Origin of the sequence: Janthinobacterium lividum, assembly GCF_034424625.1 — a bacterium.
Classification (GTDB): Bacteria; Pseudomonadota; Gammaproteobacteria; order Burkholderiales; family Burkholderiaceae_D; genus Janthinobacterium; species Janthinobacterium lividum.
Genome location: NZ_CP139976.1, coordinates 4549484 through 4568950 on the forward strand (window position 1 = coordinate 4549484; position 19467 = coordinate 4568950).

At 61.6% G+C, this 19467-nt stretch carries 19 protein-coding genes; 3 read left to right on the forward strand and 16 right to left on the reverse strand.

Going from position 1 to position 19467, the window contains the following annotated elements; genetic code table 11:
- Positions 1–97: 97 nt before the first annotated feature.
- The 13 genes from U0004_RS20560 to U0004_RS20620 all read right to left on the reverse strand — a co-directional run bounded on the left by U0004_RS20560 (position 98) and on the right by U0004_RS20620 (position 10666).
- Positions 98–343 carry a glutaredoxin family protein gene (locus U0004_RS20560; RefSeq protein ID WP_070255330.1) on the reverse strand — a complete coding sequence of 82 codons (246 nt, stop codon included), beginning with the start codon at positions 341–343 and terminating at the stop codon, positions 98–100.
- Between the two features lie 54 nt (positions 344–397).
- Positions 398–1900, reverse strand: a complete 1503-nt coding sequence (locus tag U0004_RS20565; protein WP_070255333.1) for a DegQ family serine endoprotease — start codon at positions 1898–1900, stop codon at positions 398–400.
- A gap of 247 nt (positions 1901–2147) precedes the next feature.
- Entirely contained in the window at positions 2148–2483 is a 336-nt protein-coding gene (locus U0004_RS20570; protein WP_070255336.1) for a sigma-E factor negative regulatory protein, read from the reverse strand.
- Positions 2484–2555: 72 nt separating this feature from the next.
- Positions 2556–3179, reverse strand: a complete 624-nt coding sequence (rpoE, locus tag U0004_RS20575; RefSeq protein WP_070255339.1) for an RNA polymerase sigma factor RpoE — start codon at positions 3177–3179, stop codon at positions 2556–2558.
- 66 nt (positions 3180–3245) lie between these two features.
- Positions 3246–3734 (reverse strand): hypothetical protein, encoded by a 489-nt coding sequence (locus U0004_RS20580; RefSeq protein ID WP_070255342.1) that lies wholly within the window; start codon positions 3732–3734, stop codon positions 3246–3248.
- Between the two features lie 162 nt (positions 3735–3896).
- Positions 3897–5147, reverse strand: coding sequence for a beta-ketoacyl-ACP synthase II (gene fabF / locus U0004_RS20585; protein WP_070255345.1), 1251 nt, complete (start codon positions 5145–5147; stop codon positions 3897–3899).
- Positions 5148–5176: 29 nt separating this feature from the next.
- Complete coding sequence (gene acpP, locus U0004_RS20590) at positions 5177–5416, reverse strand: acyl carrier protein (RefSeq protein ID WP_008449912.1); 240 nt, start codon at positions 5414–5416, stop codon at positions 5177–5179.
- A 178-nt stretch (positions 5417–5594) separates the two neighbouring features.
- A complete protein-coding gene (gene fabG / locus U0004_RS20595; protein WP_034749638.1) occupies positions 5595–6338 on the reverse strand; it encodes a 3-oxoacyl-ACP reductase FabG in 744 nt (247 codons plus the stop codon).
- A 49-nt stretch (positions 6339–6387) separates the two neighbouring features.
- Positions 6388–7329: an ACP S-malonyltransferase gene (gene fabD, locus U0004_RS20600; protein WP_070255347.1), complete on the reverse strand. Its 942-nt coding sequence runs from the start codon at positions 7327–7329 to the stop codon at positions 6388–6390.
- Between the two features lie 32 nt (positions 7330–7361).
- Entirely contained in the window at positions 7362–8360 is a 999-nt protein-coding gene (locus tag U0004_RS20605) for a beta-ketoacyl-ACP synthase III (protein ID WP_034779239.1), read from the reverse strand.
- Between the two features lie 15 nt (positions 8361–8375).
- Entirely contained in the window at positions 8376–9443 is a 1068-nt protein-coding gene (gene plsX / locus U0004_RS20610; RefSeq protein WP_034779241.1) for a phosphate acyltransferase PlsX, read from the reverse strand.
- Positions 9444–9653: 210 nt separating this feature from the next.
- Positions 9654–9836, reverse strand: coding sequence for a 50S ribosomal protein L32 (gene rpmF, locus U0004_RS20615; protein ID WP_034749653.1), 183 nt, complete (start codon positions 9834–9836; stop codon positions 9654–9656).
- Between the two features lie 332 nt (positions 9837–10168).
- The gene (locus tag U0004_RS20620; protein ID WP_034779242.1) at positions 10169–10666 is read right to left on the reverse strand and encodes a YceD family protein; all 498 of its coding nucleotides are present in this window, start codon (positions 10664–10666) and stop codon (positions 10169–10171) included.
- Between the two features lie 223 nt (positions 10667–10889).
- Here U0004_RS20620 and U0004_RS20625 point away from each other — a divergent pair, with 223 nt between their 5' ends.
- Together U0004_RS20625 and U0004_RS20630 are read left to right on the forward strand one after the other, a co-directional pair.
- Positions 10890–11498, forward strand: coding sequence for a Maf-like protein (locus U0004_RS20625; protein WP_070255350.1), 609 nt, complete (start codon positions 10890–10892; stop codon positions 11496–11498).
- A gap of 18 nt (positions 11499–11516) precedes the next feature.
- On the forward strand, positions 11517–12266 hold the full coding sequence (locus U0004_RS20630; protein WP_070255353.1) for an SAM-dependent methyltransferase: 750 nt from the start codon (positions 11517–11519) through the stop codon (positions 12264–12266).
- A 77-nt stretch (positions 12267–12343) separates the two neighbouring features.
- Here U0004_RS20630 and U0004_RS20635 read toward each other — a convergent pair whose 3' ends face one another.
- The gene (locus U0004_RS20635) at positions 12344–13261 is read right to left on the reverse strand and encodes a 23S rRNA (adenine(2030)-N(6))-methyltransferase RlmJ (RefSeq protein WP_070255356.1); all 918 of its coding nucleotides are present in this window, start codon (positions 13259–13261) and stop codon (positions 12344–12346) included.
- Between the two features lie 270 nt (positions 13262–13531).
- Between U0004_RS20635 and U0004_RS20640 the strand changes: the two genes are divergently transcribed.
- Complete coding sequence (locus tag U0004_RS20640; protein ID WP_034779256.1) at positions 13532–13960, forward strand: thioredoxin family protein; 429 nt, start codon at positions 13532–13534, stop codon at positions 13958–13960.
- A gap of 6 nt (positions 13961–13966) precedes the next feature.
- Here the strand turns inward: U0004_RS20640 and U0004_RS20645 are convergent, their stop codons facing one another.
- Both U0004_RS20645 and U0004_RS20650 read right to left on the reverse strand, forming a co-directional pair.
- Entirely contained in the window at positions 13967–16240 is a 2274-nt protein-coding gene (locus tag U0004_RS20645) for a xanthine dehydrogenase family protein molybdopterin-binding subunit (RefSeq protein WP_070255359.1), read from the reverse strand.
- Between the two features lie 10 nt (positions 16241–16250).
- Complete coding sequence (locus U0004_RS20650) at positions 16251–19388, reverse strand: EAL domain-containing protein (protein WP_070255362.1); 3138 nt, start codon at positions 19386–19388, stop codon at positions 16251–16253.
- Positions 19389–19467 lie beyond the last annotated feature (79 nt).

The following is a 19467-nucleotide window of genomic DNA, read 5'->3' on the forward strand; positions in this document are numbered from 1 at the left end:
AAGCCCGTCTTATGAGGCCGGCACCGGGGCAAGCCGACATTTTCGGCTGTTTTCGGCACCAGAATGGTGCAATGCAGTGTCAATATTGACAGTTAAGCTACGTCAAGCAGCGCCGCACAGCCTCTTCATCAAGAAAATAATGACATAGCTCGGGCTGCGCCAGGTCGCCAAACAGCACCGGCACCAGTTCATCGAAACGGGCCAGCAGCGAGGCATCGGGCGAGGCATCGATATCGATCACGTCCACGGTAAACGGTTTTTCAGGCGGCTGCAGCAGGAGCAAGGCATCGAGCATATCCTGGCATAAATGGCAATAACTGCGGGAATAGAGGGTGAAGTGCATAGCGGGAAGAATACCGCATCCCGGCTGCGGCCGGAATGCGGGATGATCACATAGTTACTTCGCTGATGGACGCAGCGAAACGAATTGCGCCACGTCGCCACGGCGCACCAGCACGGCCGATGTCTTTTTCGGATCGAGCTTGGCGACCAGGGCGTTGAATTGCTTGGCGTCTTTCACGGCAACGTTATTCAATTGCAAGATCACATCGCCAGGCTGCAGGCCAGCCAGGGCCGCCACGCCATCCGCCTCGTCGACCAGCACGCCCGCGTCGATCTTCAATTCCAGCTTCTTCGCGGCCGGCACATCGCTGACCTTCAGCCCCAGTGCGTTGACGGCTTGCGCTTCCGGCTCCTTGGCGCCCTTCTTCGCCGTCTTCTCGCTTTCCAGCTCGACGACGGTGACGGGAATATCCTGCTGCGCGCCCTTGCGCCAGACCGTTATCGTGGATTTGCCGTTGACGGCGGCACCGCCTACCAGGCGCGGCAGATCGGACGAACGCTCGATCTGAGCACCGTTGAATTTCAGGATGATATCGCCCGGCTTGATGCCCGCCTTGTCGGCCGGACCGCCCGGCTCCACCATCGATACTTGCGCGCCCTTGGCATTCGGCAAACCCAGCGATTCCGCCACGTCCTTGCTCACTTCGCCAATCTGCACGCCGATGCGCCCGCGCACAACCTTGCCCGTCTTTTTCAGCTGCTCGCCCACGCGCATGGCTTCATCGATGGGCACGGCAAACGAAATGCCATTGTAGGCGCCGGACAAGGTGGCGATCTGCGAATTGATGCCGATCACTTCGCCGCGCATATTGATCAGCGGACCGCCCGAGTTGCCAGGGTTGACGGCCACGTCGCTCTGGATCAGCGGCAAGTAGTCACCCGTGTCGCGCGACTTGGCGGAAATGATGCCGGCCGTCACCGTGTTCTCCAGGTTGAACGGCGAGCCGATGGCGATGACCCACTCGCCCACGCGGATCTTGTCCGAGTCGCCGATGGTCAGGCGCGGCAGGTTGCCGCCCTCGATTTTCAGCAGAGCAACGTCGGTACGCGCATCGGCACCAATCACCTTGGCCTTGAATTCGCGCTTGTCCGTCAAGGTCACGTACACCTCGTCGGCGCCATCGACCACGTGGGCATTGCTCAGCACATAGCCATCGGCCGAGATGATGAAGCCGGAACCGACACCGCGCTGCACTTCCTGCTCCTGCGGCACGGCGCGGCGGCCGCCGCGTGGCGCCTGCTGGCGCGGCGTGGGCATGGCGCCGCCAAAGAAGCGGCGCAGGAATTCCTGCATTTCCTGTTCATCCTGGCCGCCCACGCCAGCCCCGGCGGCGCCCATTTTCAGGCGCTCGGTGGTGCGGATATTCACCACGGCCGGGCCGACGGCATCGACCAGGTCAGAAAAATCAGGCAGTTTCACGGAAGGCACGGCGGCCTGCGCCTGCGGCGCAAGGCCCAGCATGGTGGGAGCAAGGAAGACGCCAGCCGTACCGAACAATAAGGCGGAAAGCGTCTTCACTGAAAACGACTTGCTGGCGGCACACATGTTTTTTTTCATGGAAAGGATCTTTTCGAGTATATATAAACGGTAAACGGATCAAAACGCGGATCAGGCAATTGCCTGCGCGCATGATTGCGCCGTCATGACGGGAAACCAGGGGCAAACTCACCTGACAGCGCGCATGGCAGCAACAATATATCGCAAAAGCAAGATATTGCCTGTGCACAGTGTCAATCGTACCGAAGGCCAGTGTCAAGAGAGTGACAGGAACGTTAAGCCTGGCATAAGATGGAAAACGCGACAGCTAGCGCTGCGCCAGCGGCCCCGCCTCCAGCGGTTCGGCCGCGCCCGGCGGCACGATGGCCGTGGACAGGGGCAGCAACGGTTCCGCATGGGCAGCCGGCTCATCGGGCGCCGGCTCGGCGGCCAGGCGGCTGGCCAGGCGCGCATCGAACTGGGTGCTCAAGGCATGGCCGTACTGCTCCGAGCGCAGCACGTCACCGATATGGCGATAGGCATCCCAGGCTTGCCGTCCCGATGGCGTATCGAGGGCGGCAAAAGCCAGTTCGAGTTCGTTCGCCGCCAGCTCGCCATCGGCCAGCGCGGAAATAGTCTCGTGCAATCGTGTGTGCGTATCCATGATGGATCCTGCCATTTCAAGAGGGTCGGTGCGGAAAACGGACGCAGCCATGCCAACCTCATACTCCCCAGATTACCAGCGCTTGTCAATCGGCATGTCCAGCAATGGCTTCAATTTCTCCGCAATCACTTCGCGCGCGCGAAAAATCCGGCTGCGCACGGTGCCGATGGGGCACGCCATGATCTCCGATATTTCCTCATAGCTCAGGCCCTCGATCTCGCGCAGCACGATGGCCGTGCGCAACTCGATGGGCAGCACATCCATGGCCGCATTGACGGTGGCGGCAATCTGCTTGCTGGCCAGCACCGATTCGGGTGTATTGTTATCGCGCAATTTATTACCGTCATCGAAAGACTCCGCCTGCTCGGCGTCGGTATCGCTGGACGTGGCGGCGCGCCGCCCCTGCATGACGAGATAATTCTTGGCCGTATTGATGCCGATGCGGTACAACCACGTATAAAAGGCAGCCTCGCCGCGAAAATGGCGCAGCGCCCGGTAGGCCTTGATAAAGGTTTCCTGCACCACATCTTCGGCCTCCGCCGGGTCATGCACGAGGCGCGACACCAGGCGCATCAAGCGGCGCTGATATTTCGATACCAGCACATCAAATGCCCGTTTGTCGCCAGCCTGTACCCGCTCGACCAGTAACTGATCATACTCGCGCTCTGTCCTCACGCCCGATGTCCCTGTAGTCATGCAGCGTGGGCGCCTGTATGGATATAGAGTTGGCCCGCTGCAAGAAGTTCAGTGTTCGCCGCACTTTTATTCTTCCCTGTTCCGCGCCGCGATCGCCCGGCAAGCCACGGCCAGCGGACGGAAGGCGGCGCAGCTGCCGCCACGCTGCACCAGCACATCCGTGCGCCGCCCGGCCGCATCGGCCAGGCACAGCACGAGCAGCGACGGCCACAAGGTCGAGCCCGGCAACAGGCGCAGCCCCTGCACCCCCGCAAGTCCCGGCCCGGCCGGCTCCGCTCCCCCGTCAGCAATAGCCCCCGGCACCTCGCCACGCTCCAGATATACCGCCAGGCGCACCTGGCCAACCGGCGAAATATCAAGCGCCTGCGGCTTTCTGCGCCGGCGCAGCAAAGCCAGCAAAAACACGCCGCCAGCCGCACTCAGCAGCGCAGCACTCCAGCCCAGCGCGTAGCCGCCCACCAGCTGACCGGACACGGCAGCAACGCGCCACGCACCGCTCAAGGGCCAGGCGGCCAGCACCGCGCACAGCCCCAGCGCCGCTTGTAACAGGCGCAAACAGACAGGCGTGCGAATGACAGCCGCTACTGCGATAGACATACTTCATGGGAAAAAAAGGCGCGCCGACACCATGCCGGGCAAATTCAGGCGCCAACGAACGTTGGCGCCGAATCAGCGCTCACTACAGTTTGACCGTAGCGAGCGCTTGAAAGTTCCTGCTTATTTCGCCTTACCGAAAATCAGCGTGCCATTCGTTCCGCCGAAGCCGAACGAATTCTTCACTGCATAATCGATCTTCATATCACGCGCCGTGTTGGCACAGAAATCGAGATCGCAAGCCGGATCCTGGTTGAAGATGTTGATGGTCGGTGGCGACACCTGATGGTGCAATGCCAGGACCGTAAACACCGCTTCCAGACCGCCCGCGCCGCCCAGCAAATGGCCCGTCATCGACTTGGTCGAGTTGACGACCAGATTCTTGGCGTGCTCGCCGAAGGTGCGCTTGATGCCCATCACTTCCGCCACGTCGCCTTGCGGGGTCGACGTGCCGTGCGCGTTCAGGTACTGAATCTGATCCGCGTTCAAGCCAGCGTTGTTGAGGGCCGCGATCACCGATTTGCTGCCGCCGCTACCATCTTCCAGCGGCGAGGTCATGTGATAAGCATCTGCGCTCATCCCGAAACCATGCACTTCGGCATATATCTTGGCACCACGGGCCACCGCGTGCTCGTACTCTTCCAGCACCATGACGCCAGCGCCCTCGCCCAGCACGAAGCCGTCGCGGTCGGTATCCCACGGACGCGATGCCGTTGCCGGATCGTCGTTGCGGGTCGACAAGGCACGCGCCGAAGCGAAACCGCCCAGGCCCAGTGGCGACACGGTCGATTCAGCACCGCCGGCGATCATGACGTCGGCATCGCCGTACTCGATCATGCGCGCTGCGGCACCGATGCTGTGCAAACCGGTAGTACACGCTGTAACGATCGCCAGGTTCGGGCCCTTCAGACCATATTTGATCGAAAGGTTGCCAGAGATCATGTTAATGATCGAGGCAGGCACGAAAAATGGCGAGATACGGCGCGGACCGCGCTTTTCGTACTCGGACTTGGTGTCTTCGATCAGCGGCAAGCCACCGATACCGGAACCGATGATCACGCCGATACGCTCGGCGTTCTCTTCGGTGACTTCCAGACCGGAGTCCTGCATCGCCTGGATGCCCGCAGCCATGCCGTAATGGATAAAGGTATCCATGTGGCGGGCTTCCTTACCGGAGATGTACTCTTCGATATTGAAGCCTTTGACTTCACCAGCAAAATGCGTGGTGAATGGCAGTGCATCGAACTTGGTAATCGTGGCAATGCCGGATTTACCTTCAATGATTGCGCCCCACGCCTCGGCAATAGTATTGCCGACAGGTGAAACGCAGCCCAGGCCGGTGACAACAACACGACGGTTTTTAGAACGGCTCAAGCGATTCTCCTGAAGTCGGTCAGACAGGCTTAGGCCTTGACGTGTGCAGTGGCGTAGTCGATCGCCTGTTGCACGGTGGTGATTTTTTCAGCTTGTTCGTCAGGGATTTCCATTTCGAATTCGTCTTCCAGGGCCATGACCAGTTCCACGGTGTCCAGGGAATCGGCGCCGAGATCGTCGACGAAGGAGGATTCGATTTTGATGTCTGCTTCTGCAACGCCCAGTTGCTCAGCGACGATTTTCTTAACGCGTTGTTCGATATCCGACATGTTATGGCTCCAAAGTGTGTGTTACGGAAAGTGCGCGCATTTTATCAGGTTTGCGCGTCCGAATACTAATTTCGGTGTCTGCTGCTAATTCGACCGAAGCTGCTGCTAAAAGATGCGATTATAGACAAAAACGGCCGTTGAATCATGCCACAAACGCCCGCCCCGTCTAGCTTTCACATCAATTCATGTACATTCCACCGTTCACGTGCAGGGTTGTGCCCGTGATATACGCCGCTTGCGGCGAAGCCAAAAAGGCCACCGCCGCTGCCACGTCTTCCGGCTTGCCCAGGCGGGACAGGGGAATTTGCGTCAACAGGGCTGCGTGCTGCTCTTCGCTCAGCGCCTTGGTCATGTCGGTATCGATGAAGCCCGGGGCGATGCAGTTCACGGTAATGTTGCGGCTGCCGATTTCGCGCGCCAGGGCGCGGCTCATGCCTTCCACGCCGGCCTTGGCCGCCGCGTAATTCATTTGCCCAGGATTACCCGACGAAGCCACCACCGACGTGATATTGATGATACGCCCAGTTTTGGCTTTCATCATGCCGCGCAACACGGCACGCGACAGGCGGCCGACGGCCGACAGGTTGGTGGAAATGACGCTGTCCCACTCTTCATCCTTCATGCGCATGGCCAGCTGGTCTTGCGTGATGCCTGCATTGTTGACCAGGATCGACAGGCTGCCGTAGGTTTTCTGCACCTCATCGACGACGGCAGCGCAGCGCGCCGCATCGGTCACGTTCAGCACCAGACCTTTGCCTGTCACGCCTTCGGCGGCCAGGTAATCGGTGATGGCTTGCGCGCCGCTTTCCGAGGTGGCGGTGCCGACCACGGTGGCACCCTGCTTGCCCAGTTCGGTGGCGATGGCGCGGCCGATGCCGCGCGAGGCGCCCGTGACCAGCACGACTTGATTTGCTAAATTCATGAGTATCCTTAAGAGCAACCGCGGCAGGCAGGCTGCCGCGGTCTGATGTTTATTTGAGCTGCGTCAAAATGCGTTCCAGCGATGCCTGATCGACGATGGCGTCGCCCACCAGCACCGGATCGATGCGCTTGGCCAGGCCCATCAGGACCTTGCCCGGACCGCACTCGATCACTTGCGTGATGCCGTCGGCCGCCACTTTTTGCATGGTTTCCACCCAGCGCACGGGGCTGGCTGCCTGGCGCACCAGTGCATCCTTGATGCCGGCCACATCGTTGACGATGGCCACGTCGACGTTGTTGATCAGGGCGATCTGCGGCGCCGAGAACGTCAAGCCGGCCATGTATTCGCGCAAACGGTCCGATGCGGGCTTCAGCAGCGACGAGTGGAATGGCGCGGAGACGGGCAGCTTCATGGCGCGCTTGGCGCCCTTGGCCTTGGCCAGTTCGCAGGCACGCTCGACGGCCGCCGTATGGCCGGCGATGACGACTTGTGCTGGCGCATTGAAATTGACGGGCTCGACCACCAGGGCCGGGTTTTCCGCCGCCGCTTCCGCACAGGCGGCGCGCACGTCGTCATCCGACAGGCCCAGCACGACAGCCATCGTGCCCTGCCCGACGGGCACGGCTTCCTGCATGGCTTGCGCGCGGAAACGCACGAGCGGCACGGCATCCTTGAACGGGATGACGCCGGCGGCGACCAGCGCCGAGTATTCACCGAGGCTGTGACCGGCCACGACCGTCGGCACGGGGCCGCCGGCCGCCAGCCAGGCGCGATAGAAAGCCACGGCCGCCGTCAGCATCACCGGCTGCGTATTGGTGGTGAGATCGAGTTCTTCCTTCGGACCTTCGGCGATCAGCTTGCCCAGGTCGAATTGCAGGGCGTCCGACGCTTCGGCAACGGTCTGCGCAACCACGGGGTTGCCGGCGAAACCGTCGAGCATCGCAATCGCTTGCGAGCCTTGACCTGGGAAAACAAATGCAAATTGTGTCATGTCGACTCCGTTTTTTTAATAGTGTTACGGGATTACATGCGCGCCAGCACGGCGCCCCAGGTAAAGCCGCCGCCCACGCCTTCCATCATGACGTTGTCGCCCTTCTTGACGCGACCATCGCGCACGGCGATGTCGAGCGCCAGCGGGATCGAGGCGGCCGAGGTGTTGCCATGCTGGTCGACGGTGACAACCATCTTCTCCAGCGGCAAGCCAAGTTTCTTGGCCGTGCTGTTCATGATGCGGATATTCGCCTGGTGCGGGATCAGCCAGTCGATCTGGTCCGACGTCATGTTGGCGTGTTCCAGCGCTTCGTGCGCGACCTTTTCCAGCACGGACACGGCCAGCTTGAATACGGCCGGGCCATCCATGTAGAGGAAGGCGCTGCCGTCCAGCGCGCCGCCAGCCAGGCTGCCCGGCACGCTGAGGATGTTCGAGTGGCGGCCATCCGCGTGCAGCTTGGTGGCCAGGATGCCCGGCTCCTTGGAGGCCGTCATGACGATGGCGCCAGCGCCGTCGCCGAACAGCACGCAGGTGCCGCGGTCGTCGAAATTGAGGATGCGCGAAAACACTTCGGCGCCGATCACCAGCACATTCTTGTGCATGCCCGACTGGATGAAGCTGTCGGCCGTGGCGACCGCATACACGAAACCGCTGCAGACGGCTTGCACGTCGACGGCAGCGCAGTTGTTCGTGATGCCCAGCTTGTTTTGCACGATGCAAGCCGTGCTGGGGAAGCTGCCGAAGAAATCGGGAGTCGAGCTGGCAACGATGATCAGGTCCAGGTCATTGCCGTTCAGGCCAGCCATTTCCAGGGCCTTTTTGGCCGCTTCCACGCCCAGGTCCGAGGAGTTTTGCGACGGCGCCGCATAATGGCGCGCCGAAATGCCGCTGCGCGATACGATCCATTCATCCGACGTCTCGATGCCCTTGGCGGCGAGCTGTTCGGTCAAATCCTGGTTGGTGACGCGCTTCTCCGGCAAGTAGCTGCCGGTACCGATAATTTTGCTGTAAGTTTTGCTAAAAACAGTCATGCAAATACCCGTCCACTAAATGGTAGAGCTTGTTGATGTAGGTTCGTCCGGTACTGGCGTGCGCGGCATCAGCTCGGCGATCAGGCTGGCCAGGTGCGCTTGCACGTCATTTTTTGCCGCATCAAAGGCGCGGCGCAAGGCCCATTCGAACGAATAGGCATCGGCGCTGCCATGGCTCTTGAAGACGAGGCCACGCAAGCCCAGCAGGCTGGCGCCGTTGTAACGCGATGGATTCAAGCGGTTGCCGATGGCTTTCAGGGCCCCGCGGGCGATCAGCGCGCCCAGCATGGTGATCGGATTGCGCTTGAATTCGGAAGTGAGCACGTCTTTCATGAAGCGCGCCAGACCTTCGATGGCTTTCAGGGTGACATTGCCGACAAAACCGTCGCAGACGACGATATCGGTCGTGCCCTTGAAGATATCGTTGCCTTCCACGTTGCCGTAGAAGTTCAGCGCGCCACGCTCGTGGTCGGCCTGCAGCAGCTTCGAGGTGAGCTTGACCACTTCATTGCCCTTGATATCTTCCGTGCCCACGTTCAGCAAGCCGATCGTCGGGCGTGCGATGCCTTCCATGGCGGACACCAGCACGGAACCCATGATGGCGAACTGGTGCAAGTGATGCGGTTCGCAATCGACGTTGGCGCCCAGGTCCAGCATGTAGGTGGGGCCGTTCTTTTGATTCGGCAAGATGCTGCAGATGGCCGGGCGGTCGACGCCGGACATGGTTTTCAATACATAGCGCGACACAGCCATCAGGGCTGCCGTATTACCGGCGGAAACGGAGGCTTGCGCCACGCCGTTCTTGACCTGTTCGATGGCCACGCGCATGGAGGAATCCTTCTTGCGGCGCAGGGCCACTTCCAGGGGATCGTCCATGGTAACTTGTTCGGAGGCATGCAATACCGACAGGCGCGGATGCGTGTCGGCTTTATGTTTTTTCAGTTCGGCACGGATCACGTCTTCCAATCCAACAAGGATCAGTTCAGCTTCAGGCTCATGTTTTACGAAGGAAATTGCTGCGGGGATAGTGACTGAGGGACCGTGATCTCCGCCCATGCAGTCGATAGAAATTTTGATTGTCATTTGTGTTGATTCAATACCGCTGCGGGCGTGCGGCAAGATGTGAATCGGACTGGAGCATATGCAGGGCGCAGCATGTCATGCACCGCCTGAGCAAGCTTGATTCAAAATGACGGGTGCGCAAGATGAATTGCAGCCGATAAAAAAGAAGAAGCGGCGCCACGCCGAATAACCACGCAACACCGCTTTCATCTTACCCAACAAAAACGTCGATTACTCGTCGTTTTTGGTCTTCAACACTTTACGGCCACGATAGAAGCCGTTAGGGCTGATATGGTGACGCATGTGTGTTTCGCCGGTAACTGGCTCGACGCTCAATTGCGGCGCGACCAGGAAGTCGTGCGAACGGTGCATGCCGCGCTTGGAAGGGGTTTTCTTGTTCTGTTGAACTGCCATGATGACTCCTAATACATAAGTTCTAAAATTTTAGCACAATCGATTAGCAAATACATGCGAATCGAGTATCCCAGCGGCAAAGACTACCCGAAAATAGCCCGGACCGACATCGTTTATTACAATTACATTTCACTACACTTGCCATACTCGATTACTACACGCGTTTGACACGTTCTCTAAGCGGAGCCTCACAAACCTACTGCGCGTCCCACTATCGCCTCGGCGTTGCTCAAAGTACTTCCGTACGCTTGCGCTACTCAAGACGATATTGGGCCGCTCGCTACGGTTTTTGAGGCCCCCTACAAACTACCACTACTACTTATTCTCTTAACTTATTCTGGCTTCAAGTCTTTCAGGGCCGCAAACGGCGACTTCTTTTCAGTCTTGAGAGCATCGAGCTGCGCCGTATCGGGGCAGACGTCGTGTTTGGGTACCTGCGGCAGGGCCAGCAAGGCTTCATCTTCGATCAGGGCCGCGGCATCCATGCTGCGGCTGCCGACGATCACGTCGATCGATTCATCGTTGATGATTTCTTCGATCTCGTCCGCGTGCTCGTCATCCTTGCCCAGCATCAGAGTGGTCGTCGAATCAATTGCGTAAGCATACGGAGTCAGGCAGCGCTGGCAAACCAGCTGAACGGTGCCGTTGACCGACAAGGTCAGTTGTGGGTAGCCCAGCTTGCTGGTGCCGCCGACGATCTTCCAGGCGATCTCGCCGGAACTATCTGCACAATCCTTGGTCAACCGGGTCATTTCAGCGACAGGAGTTACACCCTCGCGGCTCCCGCTGATACGACAAAAATCAAAGGCGTCGATCACAAAAGCATTCATTGGTAGAAAATTTCCCCGGAAAACCTGCGATAATAACAGGGTTTTTAGCACGGAGTCAAAGGCTAAGCATCTTTTTTGACGCAATCATTGCCATAAACATGACAACTTCATCAACACCGTCATGCCGCATGGAGCCTCAGTTGTGGGCTCTGCGCCCTGGAATTTGCGTGAAATTCCACTGACATCGACCAGCGCGGCCATGCCGGCCGCCATCCACTACCGAATGATACCAACTTCCGTCCCATTGCGCTTGATTCTTGCATCGAGTTCGACCTACCGCAAGGAATTGCTGCAACGCCTGCGCCTGCCTTTCGAGGTCGCCGTGCCCGATCTCGACGAAAGCCCGCTGCCAGGCGAAAGCCCCAGCGCCACGGCCCTGCGCCTGGCCCAGGCAAAGGCGCAGGCCGTGCTCGACCGCTACCCTCGCAGCCTCGTCATCGGCTCCGACCAGGTCGCCACCCTGGATGGCGCGCAGATCGGCAAGCCGGGCAACCATGCGAATGCCCTGCTGCAGCTGCAAACCATGCGCGGGCGCCAGACCGTGTTCCACACGGCCCTGTGCCTGCTCGATGGCCGCCAGAGTCCGCCTGTGGCGCAAGTGGAAGATATCCAGACCCTCGTCACCGTGCGCGACTTGCCCGATGCCGAGCTGGATGCCTACCTGCGCATCGAGCAGCCGTACGATTGCGCCGGCAGCGCCAAGAACGAGGGCCTGGGCATCGCCCTGCTCGAGCGCATCGACAGCGTTGACCCGACCGCCCTGACCGGCTTGCCGCTGATCGCCCTCACCGGCATGCTGCGCAAGGCGGGCGTCGCGTTTTTCACCCTTTAATTTACCGACAATAACAATATGACCGGCACCCTGTACCTGATTCCCAACCACCTCGGCCTGTCCGACAGCCCGGCCGACCCGCTGGCCCACATCATTCCAGAGCAAGTACGGCAGATCACGTCGCAGCTCGATTATTTCGTGGCGGAAAACGCCAAGACGGCGCGCGCCTTCCTGAAACTGATCGGCAACCAGCATCCGCTGGCCAAGCCGCTGCAGGAAATCACGATTTCCGAACTTAACGTAAATACCCCGGCGCAAGCGCTGACCGGCTTGCTGGCACCCCTGCTGGCGGGGCGCGATGCGGGCCTCGTCTCGGAAGCAGGCGTACCCGCCGTGGCCGACCCCGGCGCCGACCTGGTGCGCCTGGCGCATCAGCACGGCATCAAGGTGCGCCCGCTGGTGGGCCCATCGTCGATCCTGCTGGCCGTGATGGCCAGCGGCTTGAACGGCCAGAGCTTCGCCTTCAACGGCTACCTGCCCACGGACGCGGCCCTGCGCGCCAAGCGCATCAAGGAACTGGAAGTGCGTTCGCGCAATGAAAAGCAGACCCAGCTGTTCATCGAAACGCCGTACCGCAATGCGGCCATGCTCGAAGCGCTGGTGGCGCAATGCGCACCGTCGACCCTGATCTGCGTCGCCACCGACCTGAGTCTGGACACGGAAAGCGTGCAAACGTGGAATGGCGGCCAGTGGAGGAAACAATTGGCCGCCGGCAAGGCACCTGACTTCCACAAGAAACCGACCGTGTTCTTGCTGCTGGGACAGTAATCCCCCGCCCATAAAAAAACGCCACGGGTACATTGCCCGTGGCGTTTTTTATTACAGCACTACCAAGAGAAATATGATTACACTCTTCTTGTACCGGTATTTTTCTGTCCGCCCTTGCCCGTTTCCAATACGAACTTCGCGCCATCGTCGCGGCCCAGCACCTTCACCAGGTACGGCATGACTTCGCGCAACATCGGCTCCAGCGTGTATGGCGGGTTCAAGATGAACATGCCACTGCTGTGCAAGCCAAAACCGTCCGGCGACGGGGTGTTGACCGTCAGGGTCACGTGCAGCCAGTCCGAGCTGGGCAATTGCTTGAGCTTGTCGGCGAACTGGCGCGATTCCATGCGCTGCAGCACCGGGTACCAGACGGCATACATGCCCGAAGGGAAGCGCACGAGGGCGTCGGCCAGGGTGTCCTTGACCTTGCGGTAATCCATCTTGTCTTCATATGGCGGGTCGATCAGCACCAGCGCGCGGCGCGATGGCGGCGGCAGCAGGGCTTTCAGACTCTGGAAACCGTCCGCCTTGGTGATGATGACGCGCTTGCCGCGCACGGTAGGACGCTCGCCCTGGGCCAGCGCATGCGCCTCGACCTTGCGGAAGTTGTCGGCCAGAATCTTTGCGTCCGCCGGATGCAGCTCGAACAGGCGCAGACGGTCTTGCTCGCGGCTGACCTTGTCCGCGCAGTACGGCGACCCCGGGTAATAACGCATCTTGCCGCTCGGATTCATTTCCTTGATCAGCTTCATGTACTCGGCCAGCGAGGCCGGCAAGTCCGTGCGATCCCACAGGGGCGCGATGCCCGTTTCGTACTCGGCATTTTTCGACGCATAGCCGCCGTCGAGCGCATACACGCCCGCGCCGGAGTGGGTATCAATATAGCTATAGGCGGTATCTTTTTGATTCAGATATTGCAACAACTGAATCTGCACATAATGTTTCAACACATCGGCGTGATTACCCGCGTGAAAGGCGTGGCGGTAACTCAACATAAGCTGGCTAATTCCATAATAAAAATAAATAAAGGCGGGAGCGCTGACACCGGGCAGGGCATGAAAACAGACTGGAGGGGTCAGGCTGCGGGGCCAGGAAACAGCATGGGCCAGCGTAATCAGCGCGCAATTACCAGCATTATCCACCAGAAAGGTGTATTGCATCAAAAAACACGGATAAACAAGCCCATGCATTCCCGGGACTGCGGTGGCCGGGCGCGGTAGAATACGCGCATCGGGCGCCCGGCGCCCTACTAACCAGATACGACCATGCACAGCCTGACCCTCACGACCGATAACCGCGCCGACGTCGCGGCAGCCCTGGCCGGCCCGCGCTGGACGGTGGCCTGCCTGTGCGCGCTGTGGTGCGGCACTTGCGGCAGCTACCGCGCCACATTCGAGGAACTGGCCGCGCGCCATCCTGACACCGTCTTCGTCTGGGTCGACATCGAAGACCAGGCCGACGTGGTGGGCGACCTCGACATCGACAACTTCCCCACCCTGCTGATCCAGCACGAGGACAACGTGGCCTTCTTCGGCACCGTGCTGCCCGACGGCGGCCTGGCGCACCGCATGGTGCAGGCGCAGCAGGCCCTCAGCGGGGCGGAACTGGCGGCGCTGGCCGCCAGCACGCAGGAGCGGCGAGACTGGCAGCGCGACTGCAATCTGCGCAACCTCCTCGCCGCCACCCTGGCTTGATGTAAATTAACCCAGGCGCAGCGGCAGGCTGCGCAGCCGTTTCCCCGTCAAACTGAACACGGCGTTGGCCACGGCCGGCGCAATCGGCGGCGTACCGGGCTCTCCCACGCCTTCCGGATGCTCGGCGCTGGCGATGATGACGGTTTCCACCTCGGGCGTTTGCCCCATGCGCAGCACGGGATAGTCGTGGAAGTTAGCCTGCTCGACTTTCCCCTCCTTGAAGGTGATCTCGCCACCCAGCGCCGCTGACAGGCCAAACAGCACGGCCGACTCCATCTGCTGGGCGATGATGTTCGGATTGACGGCGATGCCGCAATCGATGGCGCACACCACGCGCTGCACGCGGATTTCTCCGTTTTCCACGGACACCTGCGCCACTTGCGCCACGATGCTGCCGAACGACTGATGCAAGGCCACGCCATGCGCATGGCCGGGCGGAGGCATTCCCGCCTTGGCAACTGCCGCATCGAGCACGGCAAGGTGGCGCGGGTGCCGCACCAGCATGGCACGGCGGAAAGCAATGCCATCCTGCCCCGCCGCGTGGGCCAGTTCGTCGATAAAGCTTTCCTTGAAAAAAGCGTTGTGCGAGTGTCCCACCGAGCGCCAGTAACCGATGGGCACAGGACTGTCGGCGATCACGTGGGCGATGCGCTGGCTGGCAATTTCATACGGCATGTCGAATTCGCCTTCGGCCGTGGTCTTGTCCGGCCCCGCACCGGGCAAGCCGAAATTACGCTGCAAAAACTGGTGCGTGATGGAGCCGCTGACGGATTTGTTGTCCCAGGAAGCGATGCGGCCGTGTTCATCGAGGCGGGCCGCAAAGCGGGCCAGCGCGGCGGGACGGTACATATCGTGCTGCGTATCCTGTTCGCGCGTCCACACCAGCTGCACGGGCGCGCCGCCGCACTGCAGTGCGATGGCCACGGCCTGGGCGATCATGTCCACTTCCAGGCGGCGGCCAAAACCGCCACCGAGCAGCAGCACCTCGATGACGACGTCCTTCGCAGCGACGCCGGCCACTTTCGCCGCCACGTCGACGGCGATGCCGGGCGCCTGCGTCGAGACCCACAGCATCACCTTGCCATCCTTGACTTGCGCGGTGCAGTTGACGGGTTCCATGGCGGCGTGCGCGAGGAATGGCGCGCGGTACTCGGCGCTAACCTGCCGCATGCCCTGCACGGCCTTGCTTTCCACCTGGCCGCTGGCGTGATAGGCATAGCCCGCTTCGCTATCGAGCAGGCGGGCAAACTCCGCATACACGCCGGCGCTGGACAAATTCGCCTGCGGGCCAGCCTTCCACTGCGTCGGCAAGGCGGCCGCCGCCTGCCTGGCGCGCCACCAGGTGTCGGCCACCACGGCGGCACACGAGACGCTGCGCTGAGCCAGGTGCGGCGTCAGGTCCAGCACCTTTTTCACCCCGGGCATGGCCAGCACGGGCGCCGCGTCGAACGCGGACAGGATATCGCCCAGGCGCGGCGGCAGATGCAGGGCCGCATACAGCATGCCGGGCGGGCGCGCATCGATGCCGAAACGCGCGCTGCCATTGACTTTGGATGGCGTGTCGCGGCGCGGCGCCGGCTGGCCGATCAATTTGAAATCCCTGGGCAGCTTCAGCACGGGCGTGCCCGGGTCGATTGCGGCGGCGCGCTGCGCCAGGCTGGCGTAGCTGGCGCGCCGGCCATCCGGGTGCAGCACTGCGCCATTTTCCGTGCGGCACTGCGCAGCCGGCACCTGCCACAACGCGGCGGCGGCCCCCACCAGCATGGCGCGCGCCGACGCGCCCGCTTCGCGCATGGGACCCCAGCCATCCTTCACGCTCGACGAGCCGCCCGTGACAATCACGCCCAGCTCGCGCGCCGCCTTGGCCACCGTCCACTGGGCCAGCGCTTTTACGCGGCCCTGGTCGTCCGGGTGGAAAGGCAAGCCGTCCTGGAGCATGGCGACATTGCCAAAGATCTTGTCCATGGGCGCCTGGATCAGCTTCACGCTGCTCAAAGGCACGTCGAGCTCCTCTGCGACCAGCATCGGCAAGGCCGTGTGCACACCCTGCCCCATCTCGCTGCGCGGCATGGCCAGGGTCACCGTGCCATCGGTGCCGATGGCCAGCCAGCCGTTCAGCGCCACGGCGCCATCCTGGAGCGGCAGCGGCACGCTGCCATGCAGGCGCTGGCGCGGCGGCAACACGCCCCAGCCCAGCACCAGGGCACCCACGCCGGCCACGCCGAGACCCAGGCCGCGGAGCAGGAAACGGCGGCGCGACGTATTTTTTTCTCCGGCCATGGGATACCCTTTAATTGGTTAGTGGTTGATCCAGCGGGTCGATCCAGCGCTCCAGCATATCCTGTGCCAGCACCGGGCGGCTATAAAAATAACCTTGCGCCAGCTTGCAGCCATGGCGCAGCAGGAAAGCCGCCTGCTCTTCCGTCTCCACGCCTTCGGCGATCACGGACAATTGCATGCTCTTGCCCAGCTGGATGATGGCAATCGCAATCGCTTCGTCATTGACGTCCGTCGAGATATCCTTGATGAAGGAGCGGTCGATCTTCAGGGTTTGCACGGGCAACTGCTTCAGATACGCGAGCGAGGAATAACCGGTGCCGAAATCGTCGATGGCCAGGCCCACGCCGATGGCGTGCAAGTCGTTGATGAAACCGAGCGCATCGCCCGTGTTCATGATGACGGACTCCGTCACTTCCAGCTGCAGGCGCTGCGGCTCGAGACCCGTTTCCTTCAGAATGTCGGCCACCATGCCGGCGATGCTGCCCCGCTCGAACTGCTTTACCGACAGATTCACGGCCATCTTCGGCACGTGCAAGCCCTGCGCCTGCCAGCGCATCATCTGGCGGCATGCTTCGTCGAGCACCCATTTGCCCAACTGGTTGATGAAGCCGCTGTCCTCGGCCAGCGGGATGAAGCGCGCGGGCGGCACCAGGCCCAGTTCCGGGTGGTTCCAGCGCACCAGCGCCTCGACGCCGACCAGGCGGCCCGTGTCGATTTCCACCTGCGGCTGGTAATTGAGGAACATCTCGTTTTTCTCGATCGAGCGGCGTAAAAAGGTTTCCAGGCGCAGCCGCTCGACGCCTTCGCCCGTCATCGACGGCGCATAGAAGCGGTAGCCATTGCGCCCGCGCGCCTTGGCCTGGTACATGGCCACGTCGGCATTGCGGATCAACATGTTCAAGTCCAGCGCATCGTCCGGATACAGGCTGATGCCCACGCTGCAGGTGACGAACAGTTCGTGGTCGGCCACCGTGAACGGCTGGTCGAACATGGTCATCAGCTTTTCCGCCACCTGCGTCGCACCGTACTCGCCGTCGACGCGTTCGAGCAGCACGATGAACTCGTCGCCGCCCAGGCGCGCCAGGGTATCGCCCTCGCGCAGGCGGGCCGCCAGCTGGCCGGCCACCTTTTGCAGCAGTTCGTCGCCCACATGGTGGCCCAGGGTGTCGTTGACGTTCTTGAAGCGGTCCAGGTCGATGAACAGCACGGCCAGCTGCTCCTGGTCGCGCGCGGCGCGCAGCAAGGCGTGCTGCAGGCGGTCGTGGAACAGCAAACGGTTCGGCAGGGCCGTCAGCGGATCGTGGTGGGCCATGTGGTCGAGCTTTTCCTGCGACTCCTTGATCAGGGTGATGTCGCTGAACACGCCCACGTAATGCGTGGTGCCGGCGCGCGCGTCGCGCACGGCGCTGATGGTCAGCCACTCCAGATACAGCTCGCCATTCTTGCGCTGATGCCAGATTTCGCCGCGCCAGAAACCGCTGGCCTTCAGCTCGTTCCACATGGCTTCGTAGAACGCAGAGTCGTGGCGCGCCGAGCGGGTCAGCGAAGAGTGCTGGCCCACCGCCTCCGCTTCGGCATAGCCGGTGATCTGCGTGAAGGCGGGATTGACGGTGACGATGATGCCGCTGGCATCGACCACCATCACACCGTCGGCGATATGTTCGAGCACGGTGGCCGACAGGCGCAGTTTTTCCTCGGCTTCCTTGCGCGCCGTGATGTCGGCATACACCCAGATGCTGCCTTCATTGGGGCGCAGCGGATCGAGCGCGCAGCCGCTGACCAACGCCCAGAACAGGCTGCCGTCGCGGCGCTTGTACTGGCGCTCCTCGCTGAAATCGCCGCCCATGGCCAGCGCCGGATACTGGCGCTCGCCCGCCTCCTCGAAGTCATACGAACTCATAAACACCATGGCCGTCGAATTACCCGTCATCTCGGCATGCTCGTAGCCGAACAGTTCCTCGCAGCGGCGGTTGACGGAAATGATGCGGCGGTGGCGCACGAACATCACGCCGAACATCACGTTGTCGAGAATCGCGCTCTGCTCCGTCAGCAGCGCTTCGATGCGCATCTCGTGGTGCTTGCGCTGGCTGATGTCGGCAATGATGCCGTCGACCCAGATGACGCCCTGCTCGCCCGCCTGCGGCTGGCCATTCTCGGCCACCCAGCGCTCGATGCCGAAAGCGTCGATGATGCGGTATTCGAGCGCATATGGACGCACCTCGGCCACCGCCTGGCGGACGGCGCGGCGGTGCTCGCGGCGGTCTTCCGGGCAGATCAGGTCGGCCCAGGCATGCGTGGTGCCGCGCATGAACTGGCGCGCCGAATAGCCGGAAATCTCTTCGATGGCATCGCTGACAAAATCGATGGGGCCGTCGGGCCGGTAGCGGAAGACGGCGCCCGGCACCTGCGTGACGATGGTGCGGAAACGCTCTTCGCGCTGGCCCACATCCTCGAACAACTGGCCGATGGCCGCGCGCATTTGCTCAAGCTGGGCCGTCAGGCGACCCAGCTCGTCAGTGCTGTGCGAGGTCAGGGGCGTGTCGAAATCGCCGTGCGACAGGCGGTCGGAAAAGCGCGTCAGGCGGCGCAGGGGTTTCAACAGGCGGCGGTTCAGGAACAGCACGATCAGCGCCATCGACACGGCCAGTTGCGCGCCCAGCACGAAAATATAGGAGATCTGCTTTTCGCGCAGCTCCTGCTGGCTGCGCGCATCGTCCATCTCGACGACGACGTGGCCGATGCGTTCGCCGCGCACGAGGATGTCGCGCTCGGCGCGGTACAGATTGCCCACGGGCCGCTGCGGCGCCTGCAGGCGGATGAATTCCGTGTCGCCCTGCCCCAGCACCTTCACCAGCAGCACGGAACGGTCGCGCATCACCGACTCGACCAGCGAATGGGCCGATTCCGCGTTCATGTTCCACAGCGACTCCTGCATGCCCAGCGCCAGGATATCGGCATTGCGCTGCAAGGCTTCGTTCAGGCTGGTGCGCGCCGACTGGCGCTCATGCACGCCGACCAGCACATAGCTGCCGAAGATGGCGGGAACGACGAGGCCGCCAAATACCACCAGCAGCAAGGCGCCATAGATAGACGAGCCGTACAGCACACGCAGGCTGGCGCGCAGGCGCTGGTAAGGTGAATTAAACATGCGGCAACAGGGCAACAGGGATCAGGCGGGCGATCATTGACTTTACAGGGGAATCGGGTGGTGAGGCGGGAAGAAACTT